The following is a 23010-nucleotide window of genomic DNA, read 5'->3' on the forward strand; positions in this document are numbered from 1 at the left end:
TTAACCGACTTGAGCTTTCAGACAGGGAATTTATTCCCTGGCTGTCTGGCTGTCTAAATCTAAATCAAGCTTTTAAAACCTTACATCTTTGCGTGAAGTACAAAGAAAGGGTATTATAAAAAATAGTATATAAAAAATAGTATTATAACAGACAAAAGACTATGAAATTTTCCCAGGGATTAGGAGTAATTCTAGGGACAACAACCCTAGCTTTAGTACAATACCAACCCGTATCAGCCTTAACTCCTGTACAAGTTAATGATATCGCTAAACCAATCACCGTCATGATTGGAGGACTAGATGGTAAGGGTTCAGGAGTAATTATTGCCAAAAATGGTAATACCTACACTGTGCTAACAGCCAATCATGTGGTTAAAAAGGGATATGGTCTTTATGAGATTATCACCTATGATGGGCAAAAATACCCCATGGAAAACAAAGCTCAAACTCTGGGAAAATTAGATTTAGCCTTAGTCAGATTTACCAGTTCCCAAAATTATCCCCTTGCTAAAATTGCTGATTCTCGGACAGTTAAAGAGGGAGCTACCGTATATTATGCAGGGTTTCCGGCTGAAACCACAAATCAACCGCGTAATTATCGTTTTATACGAGCCGATATAACAGGCAGGAGTCAAAATCAAGAAGGGTATGAATTATCCTATAATGGATCAGCCTTACCGGGGATGAGTGGAGGTCCAGTATTAAATGAAGAAGGTCTTCTAATTGCTATTCACGGTAAGGCAGAAACCCAATCTATTATAATTCAAGGTGTTCAAAGAACTGAAATTGTAGGAGTTCAGGGAATCCCGACGGAAAAATTCCCCAATTTAATTAGTAATATTCAAGATAATACCCAAGCTAATACCCCTCGTAATAATCCTAGTCCTAGAACTGAATCTAAACCTGTCACATTGTTCCCCAATTTAATTAGTAATATTCCAGATAATACCCAAGCTAATACCTCTCGTAATAATCCTAGTCCTAGAACCGAATCTACACCTGTCACATTTCAAAAATTAGAAGCATTTTTAAAAGCAGGAAAATGGCGAGATGCAGATTTAGAAACTTGGGAATTGATGCAAAAGTTAACTAAAGGAGAAGAGTATGAAATAACACATGAAGATGGAAATTTTCCTAGACAGGAATTGCGAAAAATTAGACAGGAATTGCGAAAAATGGATCAATTATGGGTAAAACATAGCAAGGGTAAATTTGGCTTTTCTGTACAAAAGCAAATTTGGCTGGACTTGGGAGGTAAGTTAGATGGAGAACCTGATTGGGATACTTATGTAAAGTTAGGCTCCCGCGTCGGTTGGAGAAAAAATAATGAGTGGCTCAGTTACGATAGTCATACCTTTAGTAAAAATGCACCACCACAGGGACACCTCCCGCGTGTTGTGGTTTGGGGTTGGGAGAGTAAGGTTGGGGTACTCTTTTCTCTTCTCTAGACTATAACCCATAAGCATTACACAAGATTATAAGTATTTCTTATCAAAAAATAAACAACCAATTTATTAGGCTTTGGGGATTTCATAGTTTGTAGGTTGGGTTGAAGCATGAAACCCAACATGAACGTCGGGTTGCGCTGTCGCTTAACCCGACCTACTTGTACTCATTAACGACGAATTTTCCCAGCTATACCAGGCCAATTTTGATCAGCTTTTTGAATATTTCCAGGAATGTCCTTTTCCCAGCGTTTTTGAGTGTCCAAATTAGCATTTAAGTACAGCTTACCGTCCACTATTTTCCACGCATTAGGGTCAATAGGTGCAGTATATCCTCTACTGACAGCCCAAGCACAAAATCCTCCATATTGAGGAGCGTATTTTTCAGGATTTTTAATAAATAAGTTGCGGTTTTCGGCTGTGGAAAATCGCCAATTTACATTCTGCCATTTATAGGTGAAATTATCATTACCTGGAATGGCTTTTCCTTGTTGAAAATAAGCAACAGCATCAAAACCTTTTAAAACAAAAGAGTCTTGGACATTAAACACCTTAGCAGCCAGCTTTAAAGGGGTATTCTGCCCCTGAATAGCATTTGGAGCAAAATTACCATTGGCATCGGGTTGAAGGCTGGGAATAACGGTTGTAGTGGTTGCATGAGAACGACAACCTAAAGTTAATCCCACCATGAATATTGAGGATGTGACGAAAGCGAGAAAGTTCTGGTGATTCATAAAAATGTTTATTTGTTTTAGGACAATATCAGGTTCTTACCCCACCCTAACCCTCCCCTTGCAAAGGGGAGGGAACTAATTTTTCCGGTTTCCCCCCTTTACAAGGGGGGACTAAGGGGGGTAAATTCCAGTTTCCCCCCTTTACAAGCTACGGTGTACACACATCTCTAGACAGGATGCTAAACGTTATCCGATCCCCCTAAATCCCCCTTAAAAAGGGGGACTTTGAGGAATTTAGCCCCCCTTTTTAAGGGGGGTTGGGGGGATCTAAACGTTGTGGGGCAACTCTAGAAGACTTGTGTGTACACCGTAGCCTTTACAAGGGGGGACTAAGAGGGGTAAATTCCAGTTTCCTCAAGAGGGAATTTTTTGAACAGATGTTAAATGGAATTATGGAAAAGTGGCAAGAATAAATCCCTAAGAAATTCTCGGCCATTTGCCAATCCATTCTCCACCGCGAAAACGCCACCGGGGAAATAATAACCGCATGACTACCCAAGCAGATAAATAAACTGCTAACCAAACTAAACCATAATGTTGAATAAATCTGATTAAATCAAATTCACTTTTAGGAATATGAGGTAAACCGATATTGGCAATTATTAAAGCCAGAAATACCCCTTCTATAACTCCTGCATAAAGTTGAAATACTCCAGGCCAGTCATGGTCCCAGAGATATTTTTGCAGAAAATCATACAAAACATCCCAAGCAATGCCAAATAAACCTACATAAAACACAACCCAAAAGTAAACTAAGTTGGAGGCAATGCCTAAATATCCTTTATAAAAAAGCAGAGAAACTAACATTCCCACTGTTGCTAACAAAAAAATTCGTGTTTGCCAGCGTCCGAATAAAGTTGGAGTCATGATGATTTTATTATCCTATAATATTTGTAAGAGGGTGTTTGAAAAGTTTTTAATGTATAAACAAACCCCTCTCCAAACCTCTCCCCGAAGCGGGGAGAGGCTTTGAAAACCCCCTTCCCTCGTAGGGAAGGGGGGCAGGGGGGTTAGGTTTTTGGAGATTATCGGTTTCATCTAATACTTTTAAAACATCCTCTAAATTAAGGTTTTTGATTCAGCGCCCATTTTAGCCATTGCCAAAGAGAATAAATTCCCTGAATATAGCGGACTCCTGGAGCCTTTGCAGCCGCCAATGCTTCCATAGAACGATGGGCAGCATATTGTAGTCCTAAAAATGTGTCTACGGGGGCGTAGGGACCGCCTAATGTGATAATTCCTGCCCCATATATGCGAGAACGATTATTTCGCAGTTTTTTGACTTCAAAGTTGTTTTCTACATGAAAACGTCCTTGTGGGTTTAGTTCTAAATCGTAATGCAGTATTAGGTCTTTTAAAAATGGACTTTCTAAAGGATTGGAAATCAATCCTGTACAGTCAATAACAAAATCAGCAGTTAGGGTTTTTTGACCTTTATTAGTGACTACATGAGTAATAACTTGACCTTGGGAATTACGTTCTAGTTTTGTGACTACACCATAACGAATTTCATACCATTTCTGGGCTATTCCTTGACGAATAATGTCGCGCCATTTTTTGCGACTGGCTGTGGTTGTTCCCCCCCAACCCTGTAATAATTCCCGTCGTCTTAACGGGTCAGCGGCTTCTAACATTGTCCGCATATCACCGCCCCAAGTTCCTTTTGGCCAGTTAAAAGGTTGAAATTCCCAATCATTTTCTACATGGCGTTTAGCTTGCTCAAATTGATTACCTTTGCGCGGTTCTCGGTTTAAATGAATTACCTGAATATTACCTTGTATTTTCCGGGCTTCATACAGCCTTTCTAATATTTGTGAAGCTACAATTCCCGACCCGCGAAGGACAATAGTACCGCCCTTTTTTTCTAATTGTTGGTAAATATGATCATGGGGTTCATAACCTTGAACTACAGTTCTCTTATTTCCTGTTTCTTCGGGATATTGCTGACGATATTGTTCTAGGTCTTCTAGTAATTTAATTGCTGGATAACCTGTGCAGAGATGGACATATTTAGCTAATAAAAATTGGTGATTTCCGTCTTCTTGATTGGAAGTGGAATAGGCAATACAATAACGCCCATCTTCTGTTTGTCGTAGACTGCGAATACTACCATATTCTAACATTTTACCCCAACCAATGCGATCGCTCTCCCGGTCCATGGACTCAAATACATCTTTTCCACGAGGGGTGTAAGTATCTGCATAAACAGGTTCGGCAAAAACTTGCCACAAAAATCCTAAAGCTGCACCAACTTGTCCAGAAAAAAAGGCTCTCCAAACATCTCTTAAAGCATATCCTGGCCATCCCCAAATATTATCAGGACAGGAATCTGAACCAGAACGAATCCGTTTATGTCGGGGAATTTGACAATTTTTCAGTAGGCTTTCATAGCGCTTATAAGGTTTGTCTTGAATACTCAAAACTTTAATATTTTCCGGTTTAACCCCCGCAATTCTCAACATATCCACCCAAACAAAACTGCCCATTCCTCCCCCGCAGGCCACATATTCTGTTTCTCTGACTAAAATACCACTGCGACGAATAGCTTCCGGGGAAACCTTTTCTCCATTCCAAAAGTTGAGATTATAGGGAAAACCCGCAGGTTGACTAGGTACAGCGTCGGGAGTTTGCTGTTCTAAAGCATCCGTATAAGGGTTAAAAATGATGGATGATTGAGAATCTGGTAATTTCCGCACCCTAGATACAGGAATAATCTCAGATTGGGGGTTAAAAATTGTGGAATTATTTTCCAGTACAACAGTAGCATTCTCATCCTCAGATCGAATGAGAATAACGGTAATGGTATGATTACCTATTGCCAGTCTATCCCCACTGTTTAAAGTCCGACTTTGATTAAGTAGCTTTTCACCGTTAACTTGAGTCCCATTGGCGCTCTTGTCTTCTACATAAAGCTCATTGTTGTCTAAGGTAATTTGAGCATGAAACCGAGAAATTTGCTTATTAGAATCCAATAAAACTACAGGAGACACCGTTTCACCATTGAGGACGGCAGGAAGTTGAGTTATATCTCGTCCGATAGCTACCGGCAGGGTAAAAACCTGTTCTTCCTGCTCCTCTGTCAGTTTATTTTCGGAAATCAGCTTGATTTGCATGGTTTTGATGCTCCTATTTACACCTTAATATCTGATGGTCTGACTCGGTTTGAGTCAGTTGATAATATTAATACATCAATATTTTCCCCTATTTCCATAAAAATACCGAAAAAACCTTAAAAAAACTTTATTTTTTATTCCCTATTTCATAGATTAATCGCTACATATCCAGAGATGAAGATGCGGTAAGCTAACAAAAGCAGTTTTTACCCTCGGAACAATGACAGCAAATAGTCCCATGATTTTGGCTTTAGACTTTGATGGAGTGGTTTGCGATGGACTAATTGAATATTTTGAGGTAGCATGGCGTACCTACTGTCAAATTTGGTCGCCGGCTAACGACACACCACCAGACGATTTAGCTTTGAGATTCTATCGCTTACGTCCTGTAATTGAAACAGGTTGGGAAATGCCCGTTTTAATTAAAGCCTTAATTGAGGGTTTTTCTGATGATCAAATTCTCCAATCATGGACAAACATCACTCCCCAAATCTTAGCAGCAGATAATCTAGAAGCAAAGGCAGTTTCGACAAAATTGGATCATCTACGAGATGAATGGATTCAGACAGATTTAGATGGTTGGTTAAGTCTGCATAGATTCTATCCGGGTGTGATAGAAAGACTCAAAATAACTCTTAAAAGTGAAATACAGTTATATATTGTCACTACCAAAGAAGGGCGATTTGTCAAGGAATTATTACAACAAGAAGGAGTTAATTTACCACCAGAAAATATTTTTGGTAAAGAAATAAAACGCCCAAAATATGAAACCTTGCGCGAATTAATCAAGAAAGCAAATATCCAATCTGCAAGTTTGTGGTTTGTGGAAGATAGACTAAAAACATTACAATTAGTCCAACAGCAATCAGACTTAAATCATGTCCAACTTTTTCTCGCAGATTGGGGTTATAACACTCAATCGGAACGGGAAGCAGGGAAAAATGATCCACGTATTCATTTAATATCACCTTCTCATTTTACTCACGATTTTTCCACTTGGTTATAATTTATGTAGTACCTAGATCCCCGACTTCTCTAAGAAGTCGGGGATCTATTTTCTGTTTTCTTAATCAGATCAATTACTTCTTGGTAATTAGAAATTCTTTTTTGTTGTTGAAATAAATTAGCTGCTGTTTTCAAATCAGTAATTGCCCCTTTCTTATCACCTAACTTATTGCGAGAAACCCCTCGATTTTGGTAAGCTTCAGGAAAATTAGGATTAAGAAGTAATGCTTGATTGAAATCTGCAATAGCACCTTTTAAATCTCCCAAATCATGACGAGTAAATCCTCGATGATTGTAAATACCAGGATAGTTAGCATTAAGACTGATTGCTTTGTTATAATCTGCAATTGCCCCTTTTAGATCTCCCAACTTATAGCGAGATATTCCTCGTTTATAGTAAACTTCAGGAAAATTAGGATGTAACCGTAAAGCCTTATTATATTCTTCAATAGCCCCTTTTATGTCTCCAAATGTATGACGGTTAATTCCCTGATGGAAATATACTATTGCGTCTTTCAGATCAGATTGTGCTAACAGGGATGATTTTATTCTAAAATCGGAAATATTTGCCAAATTTTTAGCACACACTGACGGACTATATAATATAGTTCCTAATATGAGAGTTGTAATTGTTAATCTCCATTTTTTCATGACGCTCTTTTCCCAATTATTAGCATACAGTTGTTACAGCAGTTTCCAATTATATGAGTTATATCTTAGCCCCCTCATCGCACCCCCCTAAATCCCCCCGCAGCGGGGGGAAGAAAAGGATAAGCTTTTGATACTGGAGGGGGTTGGGTTCTTGTAACTCATAAGATCGGGAAGTGCTGTAATTATATAGCATTGATTTACATCAACACAAATACACCCAACGAATATGCTTGATTTAACAAAAATATCGAGACAAATGCAAGGTTTCAGTCAACATTTAACTTCAGAAGTGGCTGCAAGTCATCAGCGGTTGGAGTTAGCACAACAATATTTAAAAAAAGCTTTTGAGTGTCAAGAACAGTTAGTTAAACGTCAAGAAGAATGGCGAAATCGGATTATTTTTGCTAATGCTACACCCATTGAACCTCTCGAAACCTGCATTACTATTCCTGTTCCCCCCAAAGTTCATACTGTTATTTCTACAGATGGTTCGCAAATTTCCCCAAATCATCACGAAATTGCGTATTGTTACTTACTAAATATTGGGAGAGTGGTTTTGCACTATGGTCAAAATCTTCACCCGATTCTCGATAGTTTACCGGAGGTATTTTATCGCCCTGAAGATTTATATATATCGCGTCAGTGGGGCATTAGAACTGATGAATGGATGGGTTATCGGCGTACTGCTTCCGAGGCTACAGTCTTAGCAGAACTAGCTTGTAGTGCGAAAACAGCAGCCCCAGTCTTAGCGATGACAGATGGTTCGTTAATATACTGGTTTTTAGATCAGTTACCGATGGATGCCAGGGATATGATTTTACCTCCGGTTTTAGAAGCTTGGCAAAAACTCCAACAAGCCCAAATCCCCCTCATGGGCTATCTTAGTGCCTCTCGTAGCACCGAAGCCACCAACTTTTTACGCTTTTTAGCTTGTCCTCACCCTGTCCCTGATTGTATTACCCATTGTCCCAATCAACTAGAATACGTACCTTGTAAAAAATTTGATACTTTGCGCGATACAACCATCATGACCACCCAACTTCAACCTGGACAAAGAGGACCATTATGGCGGAGTAATGCCCGGATTTTAGAATTGTATGACGAGCAAATTATTTATTTTTGTTACGTCCATGTCGGGACGGAAATTGCCCGGATTGAAGTTCCCGCTTGGGTTGCAGAAAATTCCATCATGTTTGATCAAGCACTAGGATTAATGTTGGCACAGGTACATAAGGGGTATGGTTATCCTGTGGCGATCGCCGAAGCGCATAATCAGGCTGTAGTCAGGGGTGGTGATAGAACCCGGTTCTTTGCCCTTTTAGAACGACAAATGATTAAAGCTGGGATCAAAAATGTCGGGATTTCCAACAAAGAAGCAAGAAAACGGGGTAGTATTGCCTAAACTCAGGTTGTACATGGAGTTTATCTTTTTGGTCATTTTGTGCGAAAGTATAGATATAAGTAAGTCATGGAATAACGAACCACAGAGGCACAGAGAACACAGAGAAATGGGGGTTTGAGAGATATTTTGCGTAAGTCCTGTCATTTACTCAACTCAATTATTTTAACACCGCTTTAATTCAGATAATAAAACTACAATTTCATCTATTGCTGTTCTCATGACTTTCCCCGGTTGTTCAGATTGATTTACCATAATACTAAAAACCAAGGGTTCATAATCGGGTGCGTTCATATATCCAGATAGAGTAGAAATTCCTGTCATTGAACCTGTTTTTGCTTGCACTATTCCCGCAGCCGCAGTATTAAGAAACCGATTTTTTAGACTACCTTTGACACCAGAAATAGGTAAAGAAGCCCGAAAAACTGCTGCTTGAGGTGATTTATCAATTCCTTGTAAAAGTTGTACCAACGCTGCTGGAGTCGTTAAATTTTTCCGAGATAAACCAGAACCATCTACAATGACATAACCTGCTGGTGCAACTCCTAATTGAGTTAAAGTTTCTCTGACAACTTGTAATCCGACATCAGCCGTATTTTGATTTTTTTCTTCTGGTTTCTTAATAGCTAAACTTCTGAGTAAAGCCTCAGCATATAAATTATTACTATTCACATTTGTCTCTAGTAATAATTCCGATAAAGGTGGAGATTCTACTGCGGCTATTTCTTTTTCTTGTTTATTTTGACTAAGATTTTTAATTACAGTTTCTTTAACAGTGATTCCCTGTCTAGATAAATTTTGGCGAAATTGTCTGATAAAATTAGCAACTGGATCAAATACGGCTAAACCTGTAATCTCTGGCTGGGAATTTATAGCCAATTGTCCTTTGATTCGCAGAATTTGTCCTTTTAAGTCACGATTTACTTCTACAAAACTGGGTTTATCGGCTTCAGTAGTGACGGAATTATTTTCGATTTTCCACCGATATGCTTCTGTTGGTTCTGTCCATTTTAATTTTAATGGTTCTCCAATAGTTTGTGGTAAAAAAGTTAATACAGTAGCATTTTCATTGAGAATAAAACTATTAATTGGTGCGCCATAATCAGCTTGAATGTCTTCCCATTCCCAACTAGGATTAACTACTTCACCTTGAAAATAACTATCATCAGCAATTAATTGATTAATTTGCCGAATTCCCTGCGTATATAGTTGTTTTGATAATATTGTTAATTGAGCATTTTTAAAACTCGGATCTCCCCTTCCCACTACACGCAAAACACCATTACCATCATCATAAATAGAAGTATGAATCCGAAAATCTGCTCCTAATTGTTGTAATGCTGCTGCGGTAGTAAATAGCTTCATATTAGAAGCAGGAATAAAATATTTTTGGCTATCTTGACTATAAAGAATCTTTTCTGATGATAATGGTTTAATTAAAATCCCCCAACGGACTCGACTAAATTGAGGATGATTGATAATAGTATTAATAGCAGATGATAATTGAGCAGGACAAATTGATTTTGTATTCGTAACTTCTGGAACTGGTGTTTGTGCCTTAGCTATTTTTTGAATACTACCAATATTAATAGAAACAAATAGTAATATCAAGCTGAAATAATTCTTTTTTGACATATTACCAACTTGGTTTAGCTAGATTTTTAAACTTTGTAAATTGTGGATCAAATAATAGTTTAATTGTTCCTGTTGGTCCGTTCCGATGTTTGGCTATGATTACTTCGGCAATTCCCCTGTCTGGGGTATCTGGTGAATAATATTCATCACGGTATAACATCATTACTATATCCGCATCTTGTTCAATTGAGTTATGAACAATAATATTATTAGCGATAAAGTTATGTAATTTATCAACTGTTAAATCAAATACTTCTTCTTCTCCATCTAATTCTATTGAGATAAGTTCATCCCAATAAATATCACTGTTAGCAAGAGCAATTAATTGTTGTTGCAAATTTAATTCATCTAATCTTTTCCACCCATTAATAGTTAAAAATTTATGATTACCAGTAGCACGAATTTCTCGACCTAATCGAGTTGTTAATGTAAATACTGGTTTGATACCTGTAGAAAAAGCGTTACTAACAATTGCCCTTTCTAGTTTCATTGTGTTTTCGTTCAGTCCCCAAACCGCAAAATCTGATTTACCTACTAATTCTTTAATTGGTACTTGTAACCCGGTGTCTGCCAATGTAACAAGACTATCCCCAGATAAACATCCCGATTCTCTCAAATCAGACAACATGGGGCGTTTATTAGTTCTTGCTTCCACACCACGACTTAACTGTGATAAAGCAATGATTGGTACAGATAATTCTCTCGCTAAACCTTTTAAAGAACGGGTAATTCTCGATAATTCTTGAACACGATTATCACTACTACCTTCCATTAATTGCAAGTAATCAATAACTATTAATCCCAATTCTTTAGTTTGTTCGGCTTGCAGTCGTCGCGCTTGACTTCGCATTTGTGTGACTGTAATATTTGCCGTATCATCAATAAAAATTGGCGTGTCTGAGAGTTTATCAATGGCACGGCTTAAAGGTTCCCATTGGGTTTGACTAATGCGGCCACTTCTTAAATAACTACTTTCAATTCCGGCTTCACTAGCTAATAGTCTTTGGACTAGTTGTTCTTTGGACATTTCTAAACTAAAAACTGCAACTGCTAATTGATAACCGGCTGCAATGTTATGAGCTAGGTTAAGACAAAAGGCGGTATTGTGAACACAGATATCATTAGCAATAAAGTTGTGTGTTTCAGGAATTGTCAAATCATAAACTTGTTTGTTACCAACTGATTCAATAGAAATAATTTCATCCCAATATACATCACTATTTGCTAATTGCTGAAGTGGTAAATTATCTAAAGCAGTGGCTAAAATCCATAATCTTTCCCGTTTTAATGCCCGCTTGCCGACATGAATATTGGTATAGCTTTTAATCCCAGCCCGTTTTGCTAAACTACTCCAAGTTTCGCTACCTTTAGCGGCTGCTATCTGTTCCCAAATTTCTATAGGTATTAAGTCACGATTGGTTTGATATCTCTTTTGAGATATTGCTGCTGTAACTTTTGCTAATGCTGCTTCTTTGCCAAAAATGCCAATTTCTGCAATGAAGTGTTTGATAGATAAAGCATCAGTAATATCCAATTGCCATGCTGGTCTACGGGTATTATTATATTTCACAGACCGCTTTTCCAAAGCAGCAATAATCCCAAATCTTAACAACAGATGTTGAATTTGTCTTGCTAGTTTTTCGCTGACTGTACAATAACCTAATTGTGATTGACCACTATTAAGTACAGTAGCCCAACCATCAGTGGCAAAGAGACGATTTAGAAACAATGATAATTGTGATTTTTCTAATTTAAAGACAATATTTGGGACGGTTTTAGTATCACTCTTTTCAAGAGAATCAGCTAATAATTTGACTTCACACTCGCGGATAGTTTCTGTTCCAAACACATCTATTTTACGAGGGATGGCAATCTTATTTCCCACTTGCAGATTTTCTAATCTTTGCCAACCTTTAATAGTTAAAAATGGGTGAGTGATTGTGGTTTCAATTGCCCGACCTAAGCGAGTTGTGATGCGGAAAACTGGTTTAATTCCATCATCTACAAATGCAGATGGTTGGGTAAAGGTAAATTTCCAATCATCATTTAATGTTAATAATGAACCTTGCCGTTGCTGATATAATTCTTCAATTGTGGCAATTTGTCCATCTGCTAAAACGATTTCTGAATCATAACTGAGACATTTTCCCATTGATGGCCTCCCAGCGACGATAATTAAATCAGAACGCTGAAAACCGCTAGTCATGGCATCTAAATCATAAAAACCACAAGGTATTCCCGGTAATGCAATCCCTTGATGACGAGTTTCAATATCTTGAAAAGTATTAATTAAAGTGTCACCAATATGAACTAATCCTGATTGGGTTTTTTGTTGGGTGACGTTAAAAACTTTTTGTTCGGCATTGTCCAGAACAATTGGTAATTCTGTTTCTGTTTCAAAACCAAGATGGACAATTTCATTCCCAGCTTTGATTAATTGCCGACGCAGGTATTTTTCCATGACTAACCCTGCTAAGGCATCAATATTGACTGCGGAAACTGTCCGGTCTACTAATGTTGCTAGTTTGTTTCTGCCACCAATTTGGGTTAATTGATCGTTGTCTGTTAACCAACTGGTGATGGAAAGTAGGTCTGTGGGTTTTTGCTGGGTATGGAGACGGAGGGCGGCTTGATAGATGGTTGTATGGGCGCTAATATAAAATGCTTCGGGAACTAGGCGATCGCTCACTCGACCAATTGCCTCTGGATCTAGGAGAATACCTCCTAGAATCGCTTCTTCTGCTTCGATGTTTTGAGGTGGGACGCGATTACTACCATCACCTTGAAAACTTAGTTCTTCAGCCATAGAATTTTAAATTTTAGCGATTTTGGATTTTTACCTAATCATCCAAAACCGATAGGAAAATATTGATAACCACAGATATATCATCTGTGGTGATTAATTAATTGACATACTCACCCACCTGAAGGTGCGGTGATTATTGACACTTCGCCAGAACCCGCCACAAGTGGTCTTATCGTCCCTCCATGTCCGTTTAAAGTCTCCCAATGCCCTATGGCGACTATGACCAAATTTTAACATAAAGCCGTCCTTCCAGGACGGGGCTTGTGTCCCGTCTTTTCGGTCACCGTTAGTTAGAGACGACTTCAATGTTAATTACTGCTGTTACTTCAGAATGGAGTTTAATTTCAGCTTTGTAAGTACCCAATTGGCTAATATCGGGAATGGTGATACCACGACGATCTATTTCTAGGTTAGCTGCTGCTTGAATTGCATCTGCAACGTCTTGGGTGGTAACAGTACCGAAAATAGCTTCATTTTCCCCAACTTGCTTGGCAATTTTTAAACCAGCAATATTTTCTAAAGCTGTTTTTTGCTCAGTTGCTTGTTGTTTGAGTTCTAATTGTCTTTGATATTCTTTCTCACGTCTGCGTTCTACTTGTTTAAGTAATCCGGGTGTAGCACGAGCGGCTAAACTCTGAGGGATGAGGTAGTTACGAGCATAACCGGGAGCTACTTCTACCAAATCGCCGAGTTTTCCCAGCTTGGTAACATCTTTTGTTAAAACTAATTGCACACGTTTCGCCATTGTTTTTCGCTTTTCTTGGTAAAATCTTAGTTATTTGGGTGTCGCAGGGTGGCTCATAAAAGTGTAGCTTGATCCTCAGCGACTTTTAACGTACCCACAGCCTCGACATTGTAGCGAAATTTGGGGAGCGATCGCAACTCTAAATGCTAGAAATTTAAAAAAAGCAATATTTTCATAGATACAGGAAAGCGTAAGCTAACGCTTGCAATCTTGCAATTAACTAAATAGGTCTATTCTCTCGTCCATGATATATACGTAAAATAATCACATCATCCTCAAGAATAACGTAGTGAATTATGAATCCATACTTACCAAAAGCAACTATAAGCTTTCGTAACCCTACTATTTCATCTACAATCGCACCGCGACGAGGATTTTGTTGTAGACTTCCCCCTGAAGAAACAATTGCTTGTACTGCGCGGACTGCTGCATCAGCATTACTAAGTGCTATAAAATCATAATGACGATTTAAGTCATTCGTAGCAGTTTCTGTCCAAACTATCTCAGACATTATTATTATGAATTGTTAAACTATTTGCCCATTTTTGGACTTGTTCATGTTTGACTCCTGAACCTGTACGACGGTAGGTTTCTAAAGCAGATTTGCTTTCTTCAATCATGTCTTTTTTATTAAGAGGCTGAAAATTTAATTCTGTATCTATCTCACCATACTCAAGTGATTCTGTTGCTAAATTTTGTGCTTCTTGAGCTAATTCTGTAGCTAAAAATTGAATGGCTTTGATTTTTTCTTGGTGAGATAATTTTTGTAGTGAGGGTAAAATTTCTGTTAATGTCATAGAAATCATGGGTAAAGCTATTTACATTATACTGTTATCTGAGTCTGTTTTCCATAGATATAGCTTAGGAATGTGAATTAAATAAGGTGCAAAAGTAGGGTGTGTTAGCGACAGCGTAACGCACCATTCCAGGTTACATCAGAATTGCAGGTTATTAAATTTGCGTTCCTTACCATTCGTGCAGCATGACACAGGCATAGACTGTCTATTTACACTATAATCGAATTATTTAACCCATTTACTCAGAGTAATTCCCAAAAACTGTTCTAATTGAGTGAAAAAGGAAATATTCAAAAAAAATCTCTCCGTCACTTCCAAAATCGCTCATTTAACAAAGCATCTATATTACTAGGAAATGGACAAACATCAGAAAAATAAACATCAGGATAACCATCTCTCACATTTTCTAAAGCCATTTGATAGCTTTTGTCCAGAACTTCTAAAACAAAACCTTTCAAACTCGGTGAATCTTCTAATTCAATTTGTAACCGTTGCCGAAAATTCCTGATTTCAATTTCCCAACCCCGATAACAGTCCGACATTGGTACATAACACCGCTTTAATAAATGTTCTAATAAACGCACCAGAAAACTCCGCACTGTTTTGCGCTGACTTTTACCCAAAGATTCTACCTCTTCAATTAAATTATCCCAATCTAAATGCTCATTATCTCGTGCTTTTAACTTACTAACGGTATCCTCAACCCAAAGATAAAAATCTTGATCGTAGAGATTTTTTACCGATGTTTTATTCATAAAGTTTATTTACTGCTGGCTTGACTCTCTTAACATATTGATAAGAATTATCTTCATTCTATCGCTAATTTTTAATATATAGGAATCCGGCTTGATTCCTGATAGCAAAGCGTGGCGTTAGCCATATTTTCTTACGTAGGAAGGCAAGAGGCAAGAGAAGAGGATTCGAGAATATAAAGGTGTACCGAGTTCCGTTCAAAAATCAAATAGGAGTCCTATAGTTATCGTTCGGATGTAATACAATCGGGGATGGGGTTTCCCCAACCCTAAGTAATTAGACAAAAATATTTACAGTCATTGCGAAGGAAGGGAGGCAATCACAACCCTTGGAATTGCTTCATTTCACTTCGTTCCATATGGCTAACGCCACGCAACGCTTACGCAATGACATTATGTAATTAATTCTTTCTCACTACTTAGACAAATTATCAAAATAATTAAAAATTATCCTTCATTCCCCGAATTCGGGCAAAGGTTTGGATACCATCATCACTCTTTGCTGTTACTTGTAGAGATGGTTCTTCCCAACGTAAAAAAGGATTGGTGAGTTTTTCGACTCCTAAAATTGATGGAACTGTCGGTTCTAATTTATCCCGTTGAGCTTTAACATCTTGGTAGCGTTTTTGTAAATCTGCATTTTCAGCATCTACAGTTACAGCAAACCGCAAATTGCTTAAAGTGTATTCGTGGGCGCACCAAACGCGAGTATGATCAGGTAAAGCCCGGAGTTTACTTAAAGAATCTACCATTTGCCCTGGTGTACCTTCAAATAAACGCCCGCAACCTCCCGCAAACAATGTATCACCACAGAACAATTCTCCAGGCTCTCCTGGACTTGCTGGGGGGAAATAGTAAGCAATATGAGCGCGAGTATGTCCAGGTACAAAGAATATATTAGCAGTGCGATCGCTAAATTGGATGCGATCGCCTTCTTGCAAAAATACCTGCTGTCCCGGAATCCTCCCCCTGTCTTCCGCACCTCCATAAACTTTCACCTCAGGAAATGCTTTCATTAATTGTGTATTCCCACCCACATGATCACCATGATGATGGGTATTAAAAATTGCCACTAACTGAGCATTAATTTTTCTCAATTCATCTAGAACTGGTTGTGCTTCCGCCGGATCAACAACAGCCGCAATATTCCGCACTGGATCATGCAGTAAAAATATATAATTGTCAGCAAGTACCGGTAAACGAATGATTTGCATTAGCTTTTCCCATTGGTAATTGGTAATTGGTAATTGGTAATTGGTAATTGGTAATTGGTAATTGGTAATAAGATATCTATTTTCATCCTGTTAATCATTAAATCCTGGATATCCTGATTCAGACAATATATTTTTTCATCCTGTTAATCATTAAATCCTGGATATCCTGATTCAGACAATGTATTTTTTCATCCTGTTAATCATTAAATCCTGGATATCCTGATTCAGACAATGTATTTTTTCATCCTGTTAATCATTAAATCCTGGACATCCTGATTCAGACAATATATTTTTTCATCCTGTTAATCATTAAATCCTGGACATCCTGATTCAGACAATATATTTTTTCATCCTGTTAATCATTAAATCCTGGACATCCTGATTCAGACAATATATTTTTTCATCCTGTTAATCATTAAATCCTGGATATCCTGATTCAGACAATGTATTTTTTCATCTTGTTAATCATTAAATCCTGGACATCCTGATTCAGACAATATGTTTAATTAATGTAGGGGCGCAGGGCCTGCGCCCTCTATTGTCTTATATCTAAGACCAAGAATCTAAATCTAAAGATTGCATTCCTTCCCTCTTAACATAATCGAGTAACCCTCCCAACTGCCGCCAAACAAAGAAGCAAGTTAACAGACTCAGTGGTAAACCTATACTTAAAGCCATTCCCGTAGGAAAACCAAATATCTCGAAACCAGAACAAAGAAATAAGCAAGAACCACCAGTAATACCAATAAATGGCACTAACAATTGTTTATAAAAAGAACGGGTATTAGTCTTTTCCTTAGAAGATTTATCTTGTGGCCATTGCTGGACAATTACCTTTAATGTCCCAGATAAAGCTAACCCAGAAGTTAAAGCCGTGAAAAAACCAACTAATAGTAAAAAGTAAGGCGGTTGCAGAGGGTAATAGTACATTCAAACTCCTGGTTGTTATTAAAATTCGTTTTTATTTGGTGACAGATTATTTAGCTAAAATAGCTGCTACACCTTCTTTGGAGAACTCGGTCAAGAGGCTAATGGCGACATTAAGTAAACGATTTGGTGGTAAATCATCCTTGACCAAATCCCACAGGCGTTGGACTTCTTCTGTGTGCAAACGGTCATCTTCAGTGATAGCTAAAACCAACTGACGACGGAGAAATTTACCCTCTTCGGAAAGGATGAATTCCAACCCCATTTTCGCCGTTGGTAAAACATCGAAATTGCTATCAGTGCGAGCAATCGTAATCAGATTTTCTAACCTTTGCCACTGAAATTTACCATCTTTGAACAACACATTCAATAGCCGTCGCCGTAATGCTGGAGATTCCCCAGTTAATAACCGCCGAGCGATATAGGGATAACCCACTTCCACAATTTTGAAATTAGGGTTAAGACTGAGGGCAATCCCTTCTTGTGTCACCAAAGAACGAATAATCAAAGCAAACTTTGCTGGCACACGGAAAGGATATTCATACATCAATTCCGAGAACTCATCGGTAATGGTTTTGAAGTTGAAATCTTGGACATTTTTACCAATAGCATTTCCTAATACCGCTTCTAATGCCGGCACAATAGGGGCAATATTAGTGTTCGCTGCTAAAAAGCCCAATTTGACAAAATCTGCCGCTAAATCGGCGTAATCCTTATTTACCAAATGTACTAAAGCATCAACTAAACTTTCCTTAGTGGTTTCCTCTAATTGATCCATCATGCCAAAATCAATGTAAGCCATGCGACCATCGGGCATAGCGAACAAATTTCCCGGATGAGGATCGGCATGAAAAAAACCATGCTCTAATAGTTGTTGTAAACCAGTAGTTACACCTATTTGAATGATGGCTTCTGGATCTAAACCGACAGATTGAATATTCTCAGTATCTGTGAGTTTAAAGCCGTTGATCCATTCTAGGGTTAAAACATGAGTGCTGGTATAATTCCAGTAAATACAGGGAATTTTTACCTGGGGGTCATCACGGAAGTTATGGGCAAATTTTTCCGCATTGCGACCTTCATTGATGTAATCAATTTCCTCAAATAGCTTTGTGCCAAACTCGTCCACAATTAAAGTTAAATCGTGACCGAGATTCAGGGGTAGCCAGGGGGCAAGCCAACTGGCAACCCAACGCATAAGATACAGGTCTTTTGTCAGTAACGGGCGGAGGTTAGGGCGTTGTACTTTGACTGCCACTTCCTCGCCACTGAGTAACCGACCCCGGTAGACTTGACCCAAACTAGCTGCTGCTACGGGTTGAGGGGAAAGTTCCCGAAAGATTTCGCCAATTGAGCGATTTAATTCTGTTTCAATAATCTGATATGCCAGATCATTATCAAAAGGTGGTAACTGGTCTTGTAACTTGATTAGTTCTGCTAAGAAGTCTTTGCGGATTAAGTCGGGACGAGTCGAGAGGGCTTGACCGACTTTAATAAATGTCGGACCCAGATTGGTGAGTAGAGTTCGCAACTGGGTAGCGCGTTTCCCCTGATTTTCCTCCACCTGGTCAAGCCATTCGTCCCATTTGAGACTGAATATAAATCCGGCAAAAGACCAGATTATTCTCAGTAGTCGTCCCCAGGCTAACCAAGGACGGTAACGAAAGTAACGAGCGATCGCCCCGCTCGCCCAGGGCAGTGCCTCTGGATTATACTGCTTTAATTCATCAGATTGATACTGACCCACGCCTTTATTTGCCTCTTCAACTGGGAATTTTACATCGTCGCTTTGATCCTGAATGCTAACTTAGTTGTTGGCACCGGAAAATGGTACTTTTTAGTTTAGAAAGAAACTTTAACCGGATCTAGGCGCAATAGGTGAAGAAATAAGCCTATCTAGCTAGATTTATTTATCTTTTTCTTAATTATACTTTATAAAAGTACAAACTTTTTGTGTGTATTTAGGGTATTTTATATTTTCTTAATGACTCATGCAAATTCGTGATCTTAGGCATTTGCATGATAATCTTACAGAACAAGGCGATCGGGAAGCGCTGCTGCAAGCAGATCGCTCTGCCCTTAATCTAAAATAGTACGAAAGCAAAAAAACTCAGTACGAAGACCAATATTTTCTCTAATGACAGCATATATGCTATCATAGCCACATGGCGATTAAAATTGTGGTAGATACAAGCGTTTTTATTAGTGCGCTCATTGGATCAAAGGGTTCTAGTCGGGAACTAATTCGACGCTGTTTGAAAGGAGAATATCAGCCTTTGATGGGAAATGCTTTATTTTTAGAGTATGAATCAGTCATGCAGCGAGAAGAAATTATCAGCCAATGTTCTCTAACTAACACAGAAATTTATACTTTACTTGCATCATTTATAAATGTCAGTCAATGGATATCAATTTACTACTTATGGCGACCTAATTTAAAAGATGAAGCTGACAACCATTTAATTGAATTAGCGGTTGCTGGTAATGCTCAAATTATTGTCACCAAAAATGTTAAAGACTTCCAAAATGCTGAACTCGTATTTCCTAACTTATCAATATTAAGACCGGAAGAAATTATTAGGAGTTAAACAAAAAATGGCTACTTTAACTATTCGCTTACCCAACGAAAAACACATCCGATTAAAAGAACTGGCGCAAACTAGAGGTATAAGTGTAAATAAACTCATTGAAGAACTTTCTACTATAGCTCTAGCTGAATTTGATGCCTGTACTCGATTTAAAGCAATGGCTGTAACGGGAAACCCAGAAGCAGGTTTAAGAATACTGGATAAACTTGATAATCTTACAGAACAAGGCGATCGGGAAGCGCTGCTGCAAGCAGATCGCTCTGCCCTTAATCTAAAATAGGCAATGAAGGGCGGGGAAACCCCGCTGACAGGTGTAGGTTTTTTACATTCTGGTGAGGGCAAGACTTGGCCGACAAGGTGGACAAGGTGACAAGGGAGTTAGAGATAGGAAAACCCTACAGGATTATGTTTTTTGGCAACAATAAGTAATTGGACAAAAATATTTACAGTCATTGCGAGCGAAGGGAAGCAATCACAACCCTTGGAATTGCTTCATTTCACTTGATTCCATATGGCTAACGCCACGCTGCGCTAACGCAATAACATTGTGTAATTAATTCTGTCTCACTACTTAACACACCGTTAAAAGACTATTGTGCGTATAAAATCTTCCTTGTCTACGTTCCCTCCAAGTCTTCCCAGTCTTGCCTTCACAGACAATATTAAAAACCTACCCTTGTGAGGGTTTCCCCGCCCCTACTGGCTTGGGGATAAAAAACTGTACCTTATAACGGATTGATCTAAAACTATAAAAATTAAATGGCATTTCGCCACAGTCGTCTCAAATATTTGGTATCAGTAGGTTAACAAAATTTGGAATTTAAGATTTTTTCCTACTGAATTTAACTTCCATAATTGGTTAGCAATGGTATCATTCGAGTATTACAAAAAGTAAAGGGCGATTTTACTATGACCAAAGCACCTGTTGCTCCTGTGGTGCTAGTCATTCTAGATGGATGGGGCTACTGTGAGGAAACGCGAGGAAACGCGATTGCCGCTGCCAAAACTCCGATTATGGACAGTTTATGGGCAGTCTATCCCCACACCCTCATTCGCACATCAGGAAAAGCCGTAGGGTTGCCAGAAGGTCAAATGGGCAACTCGGAAGTTGGTCATTTGAACATTGGCGCTGGTCGAGTCGTACCCCAAGAATTGGTACGGATCTCAGATGCTGTAGAAGACGGTTCTTTAGCCGCAAACCCAGCCCTTGTCAAAATTTGCCAGGAAGTCCGTTCTGCTAATGGCAAGTTACATCTAGTGGGGCTTTGTTCTGATGGGGGGGTGCATTCCCATATTACCCATCTATTTGGATTACTTGACTTAGCTAAGGAACAGCAACTTTCACAAGTTTGTATTCACGCCATTACTGACGGTCGTGACACCAAACCGACAGATGCTATCAAAGTCATCCAGCAGTTGGAAGACTATATAGATCATGTTGGCATCGGTGAAATCACTACTATTAGTGGTCGTTTTTATGCAATGGATCGTGATAACCGTTGGGATCGAGTTCAACACGCCTACGATGTAATAACAACAGATAATGCGGGCAATGGACTCACGGCTGTAGAGGTATTGCAAGCAGCTTACGCGAAAGGTGTAACCGATGAGTTTGTTCTCCCAGTCCGGTTGCAACCGGGCGCGGTAGAATCTGGTGATGGGGTAATATTTTTCAATTTCCGCCCCGACCGCGCTAGAGAACTAACTCAAGCCTTTGTTAGTCAAACTTTTAACGGTTTTGAAAGACAGCCAATTCAACCACTTTCTTTTGTAACTTTTACCCAGTATGATCCAGAATTGCCAGTTTCTGTGGCTTTCGCACCGCAAAATCTGAGTAATATTCTGGGTGAAGTTATCGCTAATCGCGGGTTAAAACAGTTTAGAACGGCTGAAACTGAAAAATACGCTCATGTTACTTATTTCTTTAATGGGGGACTAGAAGATCCCTGTGAGGGGGAAGATCGGGAATTAGTCAGTAGTCCAATGGTGAATACTTATGATCAAACCCCGGCGATGTCAGCACAAGCTGTGACAGATGTGGCGATCGCTGCCATCAGAAAGGGTATCTATTCCCTAGTTGTAATGAACTATGCTAACCCAGACATGGTAGGGCATACAGGACAAATTCCAGCGACAGTCACAGCTATTGAAGCAGTAGATAAATGTTTAGGTCGTCTAATTGATGCTATTGGTAAAGCAGGTGGTACAGCAATTATTACTGCTGATCATGGCAATGCTGAGTATATGCTAGATGAAGGCGGTCATCCTTGGACAGCCCATACTACTAACCCAGTTCCTTTAATTTTGGTAGAAGGCGAAAAAGCCAAAATACCCGGATATGGAACAAATGTGGAATTAAGAAATGATGGCAAATTAGCCGATATTGCCCCGACTATTCTGGATATTTTACAAATATCCCAACCACAAGAAATGACAGGGCGATCATTACTTAAAGCCGCAGAATATGATTTACAACTAACTCGTACTCCTGTGCAAATAGGGTTGTAAAATCGTAAAATGGTAGGGGTAAAGCAAGAGCTTCATTGGTGTCAACTTAACGTAAAACCCACAGCCCGACTGGGAATGATAGCGTAGCGTGGCGTTAGCCATATTCCCAGTCTAATAGCAAAAGTCATCTTTTGATGACTGAATAACCGGAAAATTTTTAAATTCTTTAGTAAACTTCAGTTTACTTTGGCTATGAGACCGGAACTTAAGTAAAACCTTTAATCCGCCTGGGAATGAATTCCCAGTCTCATAGCGAAAGTCATCTAAAGATGACTAAGGAAACCAAAAATTCTTTAGTAAACTTCAGTTTACTTTGGCTATGAGACCGGAACTTAAGTTCCAGGCGGGTTTGGAAGCTAAACAAATAAGCTATTTGTAGCCTAAGTTGACACCAATGAGCATTGCTAAATCCCTCCAAAATTGATAACTTTTGATAACCAACATTTCTAATATGGCAATTACTAACATTATTCAAGGCATTTGGGCATTTTCTGCTCTCAGTTTGATTATTCTCGTTTTGTTACATAGTCCTAAAGGTGATGGCATTGGGGCTATTGGTGGACAAGCACAATTATTTAGCAGTACCAAAAGTGCCGAAAATACTTTAAATCGAGTTACTTGGGCATTAGTTGTAGTTTTTATGGGTTTAACTGTGGTTTTAAGTGCTAATTGGTTGCCCAAATAATTGAAA

Annotated in this window: 20 protein-coding genes; 7 read left to right on the forward strand and 13 right to left on the reverse strand. The window is 38.8% G+C overall.

Features of this window, described 5'->3' with window-relative positions; translation table 11 throughout:
- The first annotated feature begins 161 nt into the window (after positions 1-161).
- Positions 162-1448, forward strand: a complete 1287-nt coding sequence (locus AA650_RS27450; RefSeq protein WP_053537581.1) for a GUN4 domain-containing protein — start codon at positions 162-164, stop codon at positions 1446-1448.
- Positions 1449-1615: 167 nt separating this feature from the next.
- Here AA650_RS27450 and AA650_RS00790 read toward each other — a convergent pair whose 3' ends face one another.
- The 3 genes from AA650_RS00790 to AA650_RS00800 form a co-directional block, all read right to left on the reverse strand.
- Positions 1616-2179, reverse strand: coding sequence for a YHS domain-containing (seleno)protein (locus tag AA650_RS00790; RefSeq protein WP_053537582.1), 564 nt, complete (start codon positions 2177-2179; stop codon positions 1616-1618).
- A 417-nt stretch (positions 2180-2596) separates the two neighbouring features.
- Positions 2597-3046 (reverse strand): hypothetical protein, encoded by a 450-nt coding sequence (locus AA650_RS00795; RefSeq protein WP_053537583.1) that lies wholly within the window; start codon positions 3044-3046, stop codon positions 2597-2599.
- Between the two features lie 197 nt (positions 3047-3243).
- Complete coding sequence (locus AA650_RS00800; RefSeq protein ID WP_053537584.1) at positions 3244-5292, reverse strand: FHA domain-containing protein; 2049 nt, start codon at positions 5290-5292, stop codon at positions 3244-3246.
- A gap of 220 nt (positions 5293-5512) precedes the next feature.
- On the opposite strand from AA650_RS00800, the gene AA650_RS00805 reads away from it, so the two are divergent.
- Positions 5513-6298, forward strand: a complete 786-nt coding sequence (locus AA650_RS00805) for an HAD family hydrolase (RefSeq protein ID WP_053537585.1) — start codon at positions 5513-5515, stop codon at positions 6296-6298.
- 29 nt (positions 6299-6327) lie between these two features.
- Here the strand turns inward: AA650_RS00805 and AA650_RS00810 are convergent, their stop codons facing one another.
- Entirely contained in the window at positions 6328-6948 is a 621-nt protein-coding gene (locus AA650_RS00810; RefSeq protein WP_053537586.1) for a tetratricopeptide repeat protein, read from the reverse strand.
- A gap of 226 nt (positions 6949-7174) precedes the next feature.
- Between AA650_RS00810 and AA650_RS00815 the strand changes: the two genes are divergently transcribed.
- Complete coding sequence (locus AA650_RS00815; protein WP_053537587.1) at positions 7175-8350, forward strand: DNA double-strand break repair nuclease NurA; 1176 nt, start codon at positions 7175-7177, stop codon at positions 8348-8350.
- A gap of 162 nt (positions 8351-8512) precedes the next feature.
- Here AA650_RS00815 and dacB read toward each other — a convergent pair whose 3' ends face one another.
- From dacB to AA650_RS00860, 9 genes are all read right to left on the reverse strand, one after another.
- Positions 8513-9982: a D-alanyl-D-alanine carboxypeptidase/D-alanyl-D-alanine endopeptidase gene (gene dacB / locus AA650_RS00820; RefSeq protein ID WP_053537588.1), complete on the reverse strand. Its 1470-nt coding sequence runs from the start codon at positions 9980-9982 to the stop codon at positions 8513-8515.
- Between the two features lies 1 nt (position 9983).
- Positions 9984-12788: a replicative DNA helicase gene (gene dnaB / locus AA650_RS00825; protein WP_053537589.1), complete on the reverse strand. Its 2805-nt coding sequence runs from the start codon at positions 12786-12788 to the stop codon at positions 9984-9986.
- A gap of 286 nt (positions 12789-13074) precedes the next feature.
- Positions 13075-13533 (reverse strand): 50S ribosomal protein L9, encoded by a 459-nt coding sequence (gene rplI, locus AA650_RS00830; RefSeq protein ID WP_053537590.1) that lies wholly within the window; start codon positions 13531-13533, stop codon positions 13075-13077.
- 220 nt (positions 13534-13753) lie between these two features.
- Positions 13754-14044: a type II toxin-antitoxin system RelE/ParE family toxin gene (locus tag AA650_RS00835; protein WP_053537591.1), complete on the reverse strand. Its 291-nt coding sequence runs from the start codon at positions 14042-14044 to the stop codon at positions 13754-13756.
- Positions 14037-14330, reverse strand: coding sequence for a hypothetical protein (locus tag AA650_RS00840; RefSeq protein ID WP_233455383.1), 294 nt, complete (start codon positions 14328-14330; stop codon positions 14037-14039). The genes AA650_RS00835 and AA650_RS00840 overlap by 8 nt, the downstream gene beginning before the upstream one ends.
- Before the next feature lie 308 nt (positions 14331-14638).
- Positions 14639-15085 carry a DUF29 domain-containing protein gene (locus AA650_RS00845; RefSeq protein WP_053537592.1) on the reverse strand — a complete coding sequence of 149 codons (447 nt, stop codon included), beginning with the start codon at positions 15083-15085 and terminating at the stop codon, positions 14639-14641.
- A 437-nt stretch (positions 15086-15522) separates the two neighbouring features.
- Positions 15523-16296, reverse strand: coding sequence for a hydroxyacylglutathione hydrolase (gloB, locus tag AA650_RS00850; protein WP_053537593.1), 774 nt, complete (start codon positions 16294-16296; stop codon positions 15523-15525).
- A 549-nt stretch (positions 16297-16845) separates the two neighbouring features.
- On the reverse strand, positions 16846-17226 hold the full coding sequence (locus AA650_RS00855) for a hypothetical protein (RefSeq protein ID WP_053537594.1): 381 nt from the start codon (positions 17224-17226) through the stop codon (positions 16846-16848).
- Positions 17227-17272: 46 nt separating this feature from the next.
- The gene (locus AA650_RS00860) at positions 17273-18970 is read right to left on the reverse strand and encodes an ABC1 kinase family protein (RefSeq protein ID WP_053537595.1); all 1698 of its coding nucleotides are present in this window, start codon (positions 18968-18970) and stop codon (positions 17273-17275) included.
- Positions 18971-19388: 418 nt separating this feature from the next.
- On the opposite strand from AA650_RS00860, the gene AA650_RS00865 reads away from it, so the two are divergent.
- From AA650_RS00865 to secG, 4 genes are all read left to right on the forward strand, one after another.
- Positions 19389-19811 (forward strand): putative toxin-antitoxin system toxin component, PIN family, encoded by a 423-nt coding sequence (locus AA650_RS00865; protein WP_039205040.1) that lies wholly within the window; start codon positions 19389-19391, stop codon positions 19809-19811.
- 7 nt (positions 19812-19818) lie between these two features.
- Complete coding sequence (locus tag AA650_RS00870) at positions 19819-20091, forward strand: toxin-antitoxin system HicB family antitoxin (RefSeq protein ID WP_052150102.1); 273 nt, start codon at positions 19819-19821, stop codon at positions 20089-20091.
- Between the two features lie 629 nt (positions 20092-20720).
- A complete protein-coding gene (gene gpmI / locus AA650_RS00875; protein ID WP_039205041.1) occupies positions 20721-22319 on the forward strand; it encodes a 2,3-bisphosphoglycerate-independent phosphoglycerate mutase in 1599 nt (532 codons plus the stop codon).
- Between the two features lie 451 nt (positions 22320-22770).
- Positions 22771-23004, forward strand: coding sequence for a preprotein translocase subunit SecG (secG, locus tag AA650_RS00880; RefSeq protein WP_027403518.1), 234 nt, complete (start codon positions 22771-22773; stop codon positions 23002-23004).
- The last annotated feature ends 6 nt before the right edge of the window (positions 23005-23010 follow it).

The organism is Anabaena sp. WA102 (genome assembly GCF_001277295.1).
Classification (GTDB): domain Bacteria; phylum Cyanobacteriota; class Cyanobacteriia; order Cyanobacteriales; family Nostocaceae; genus Dolichospermum; species Dolichospermum heterosporum.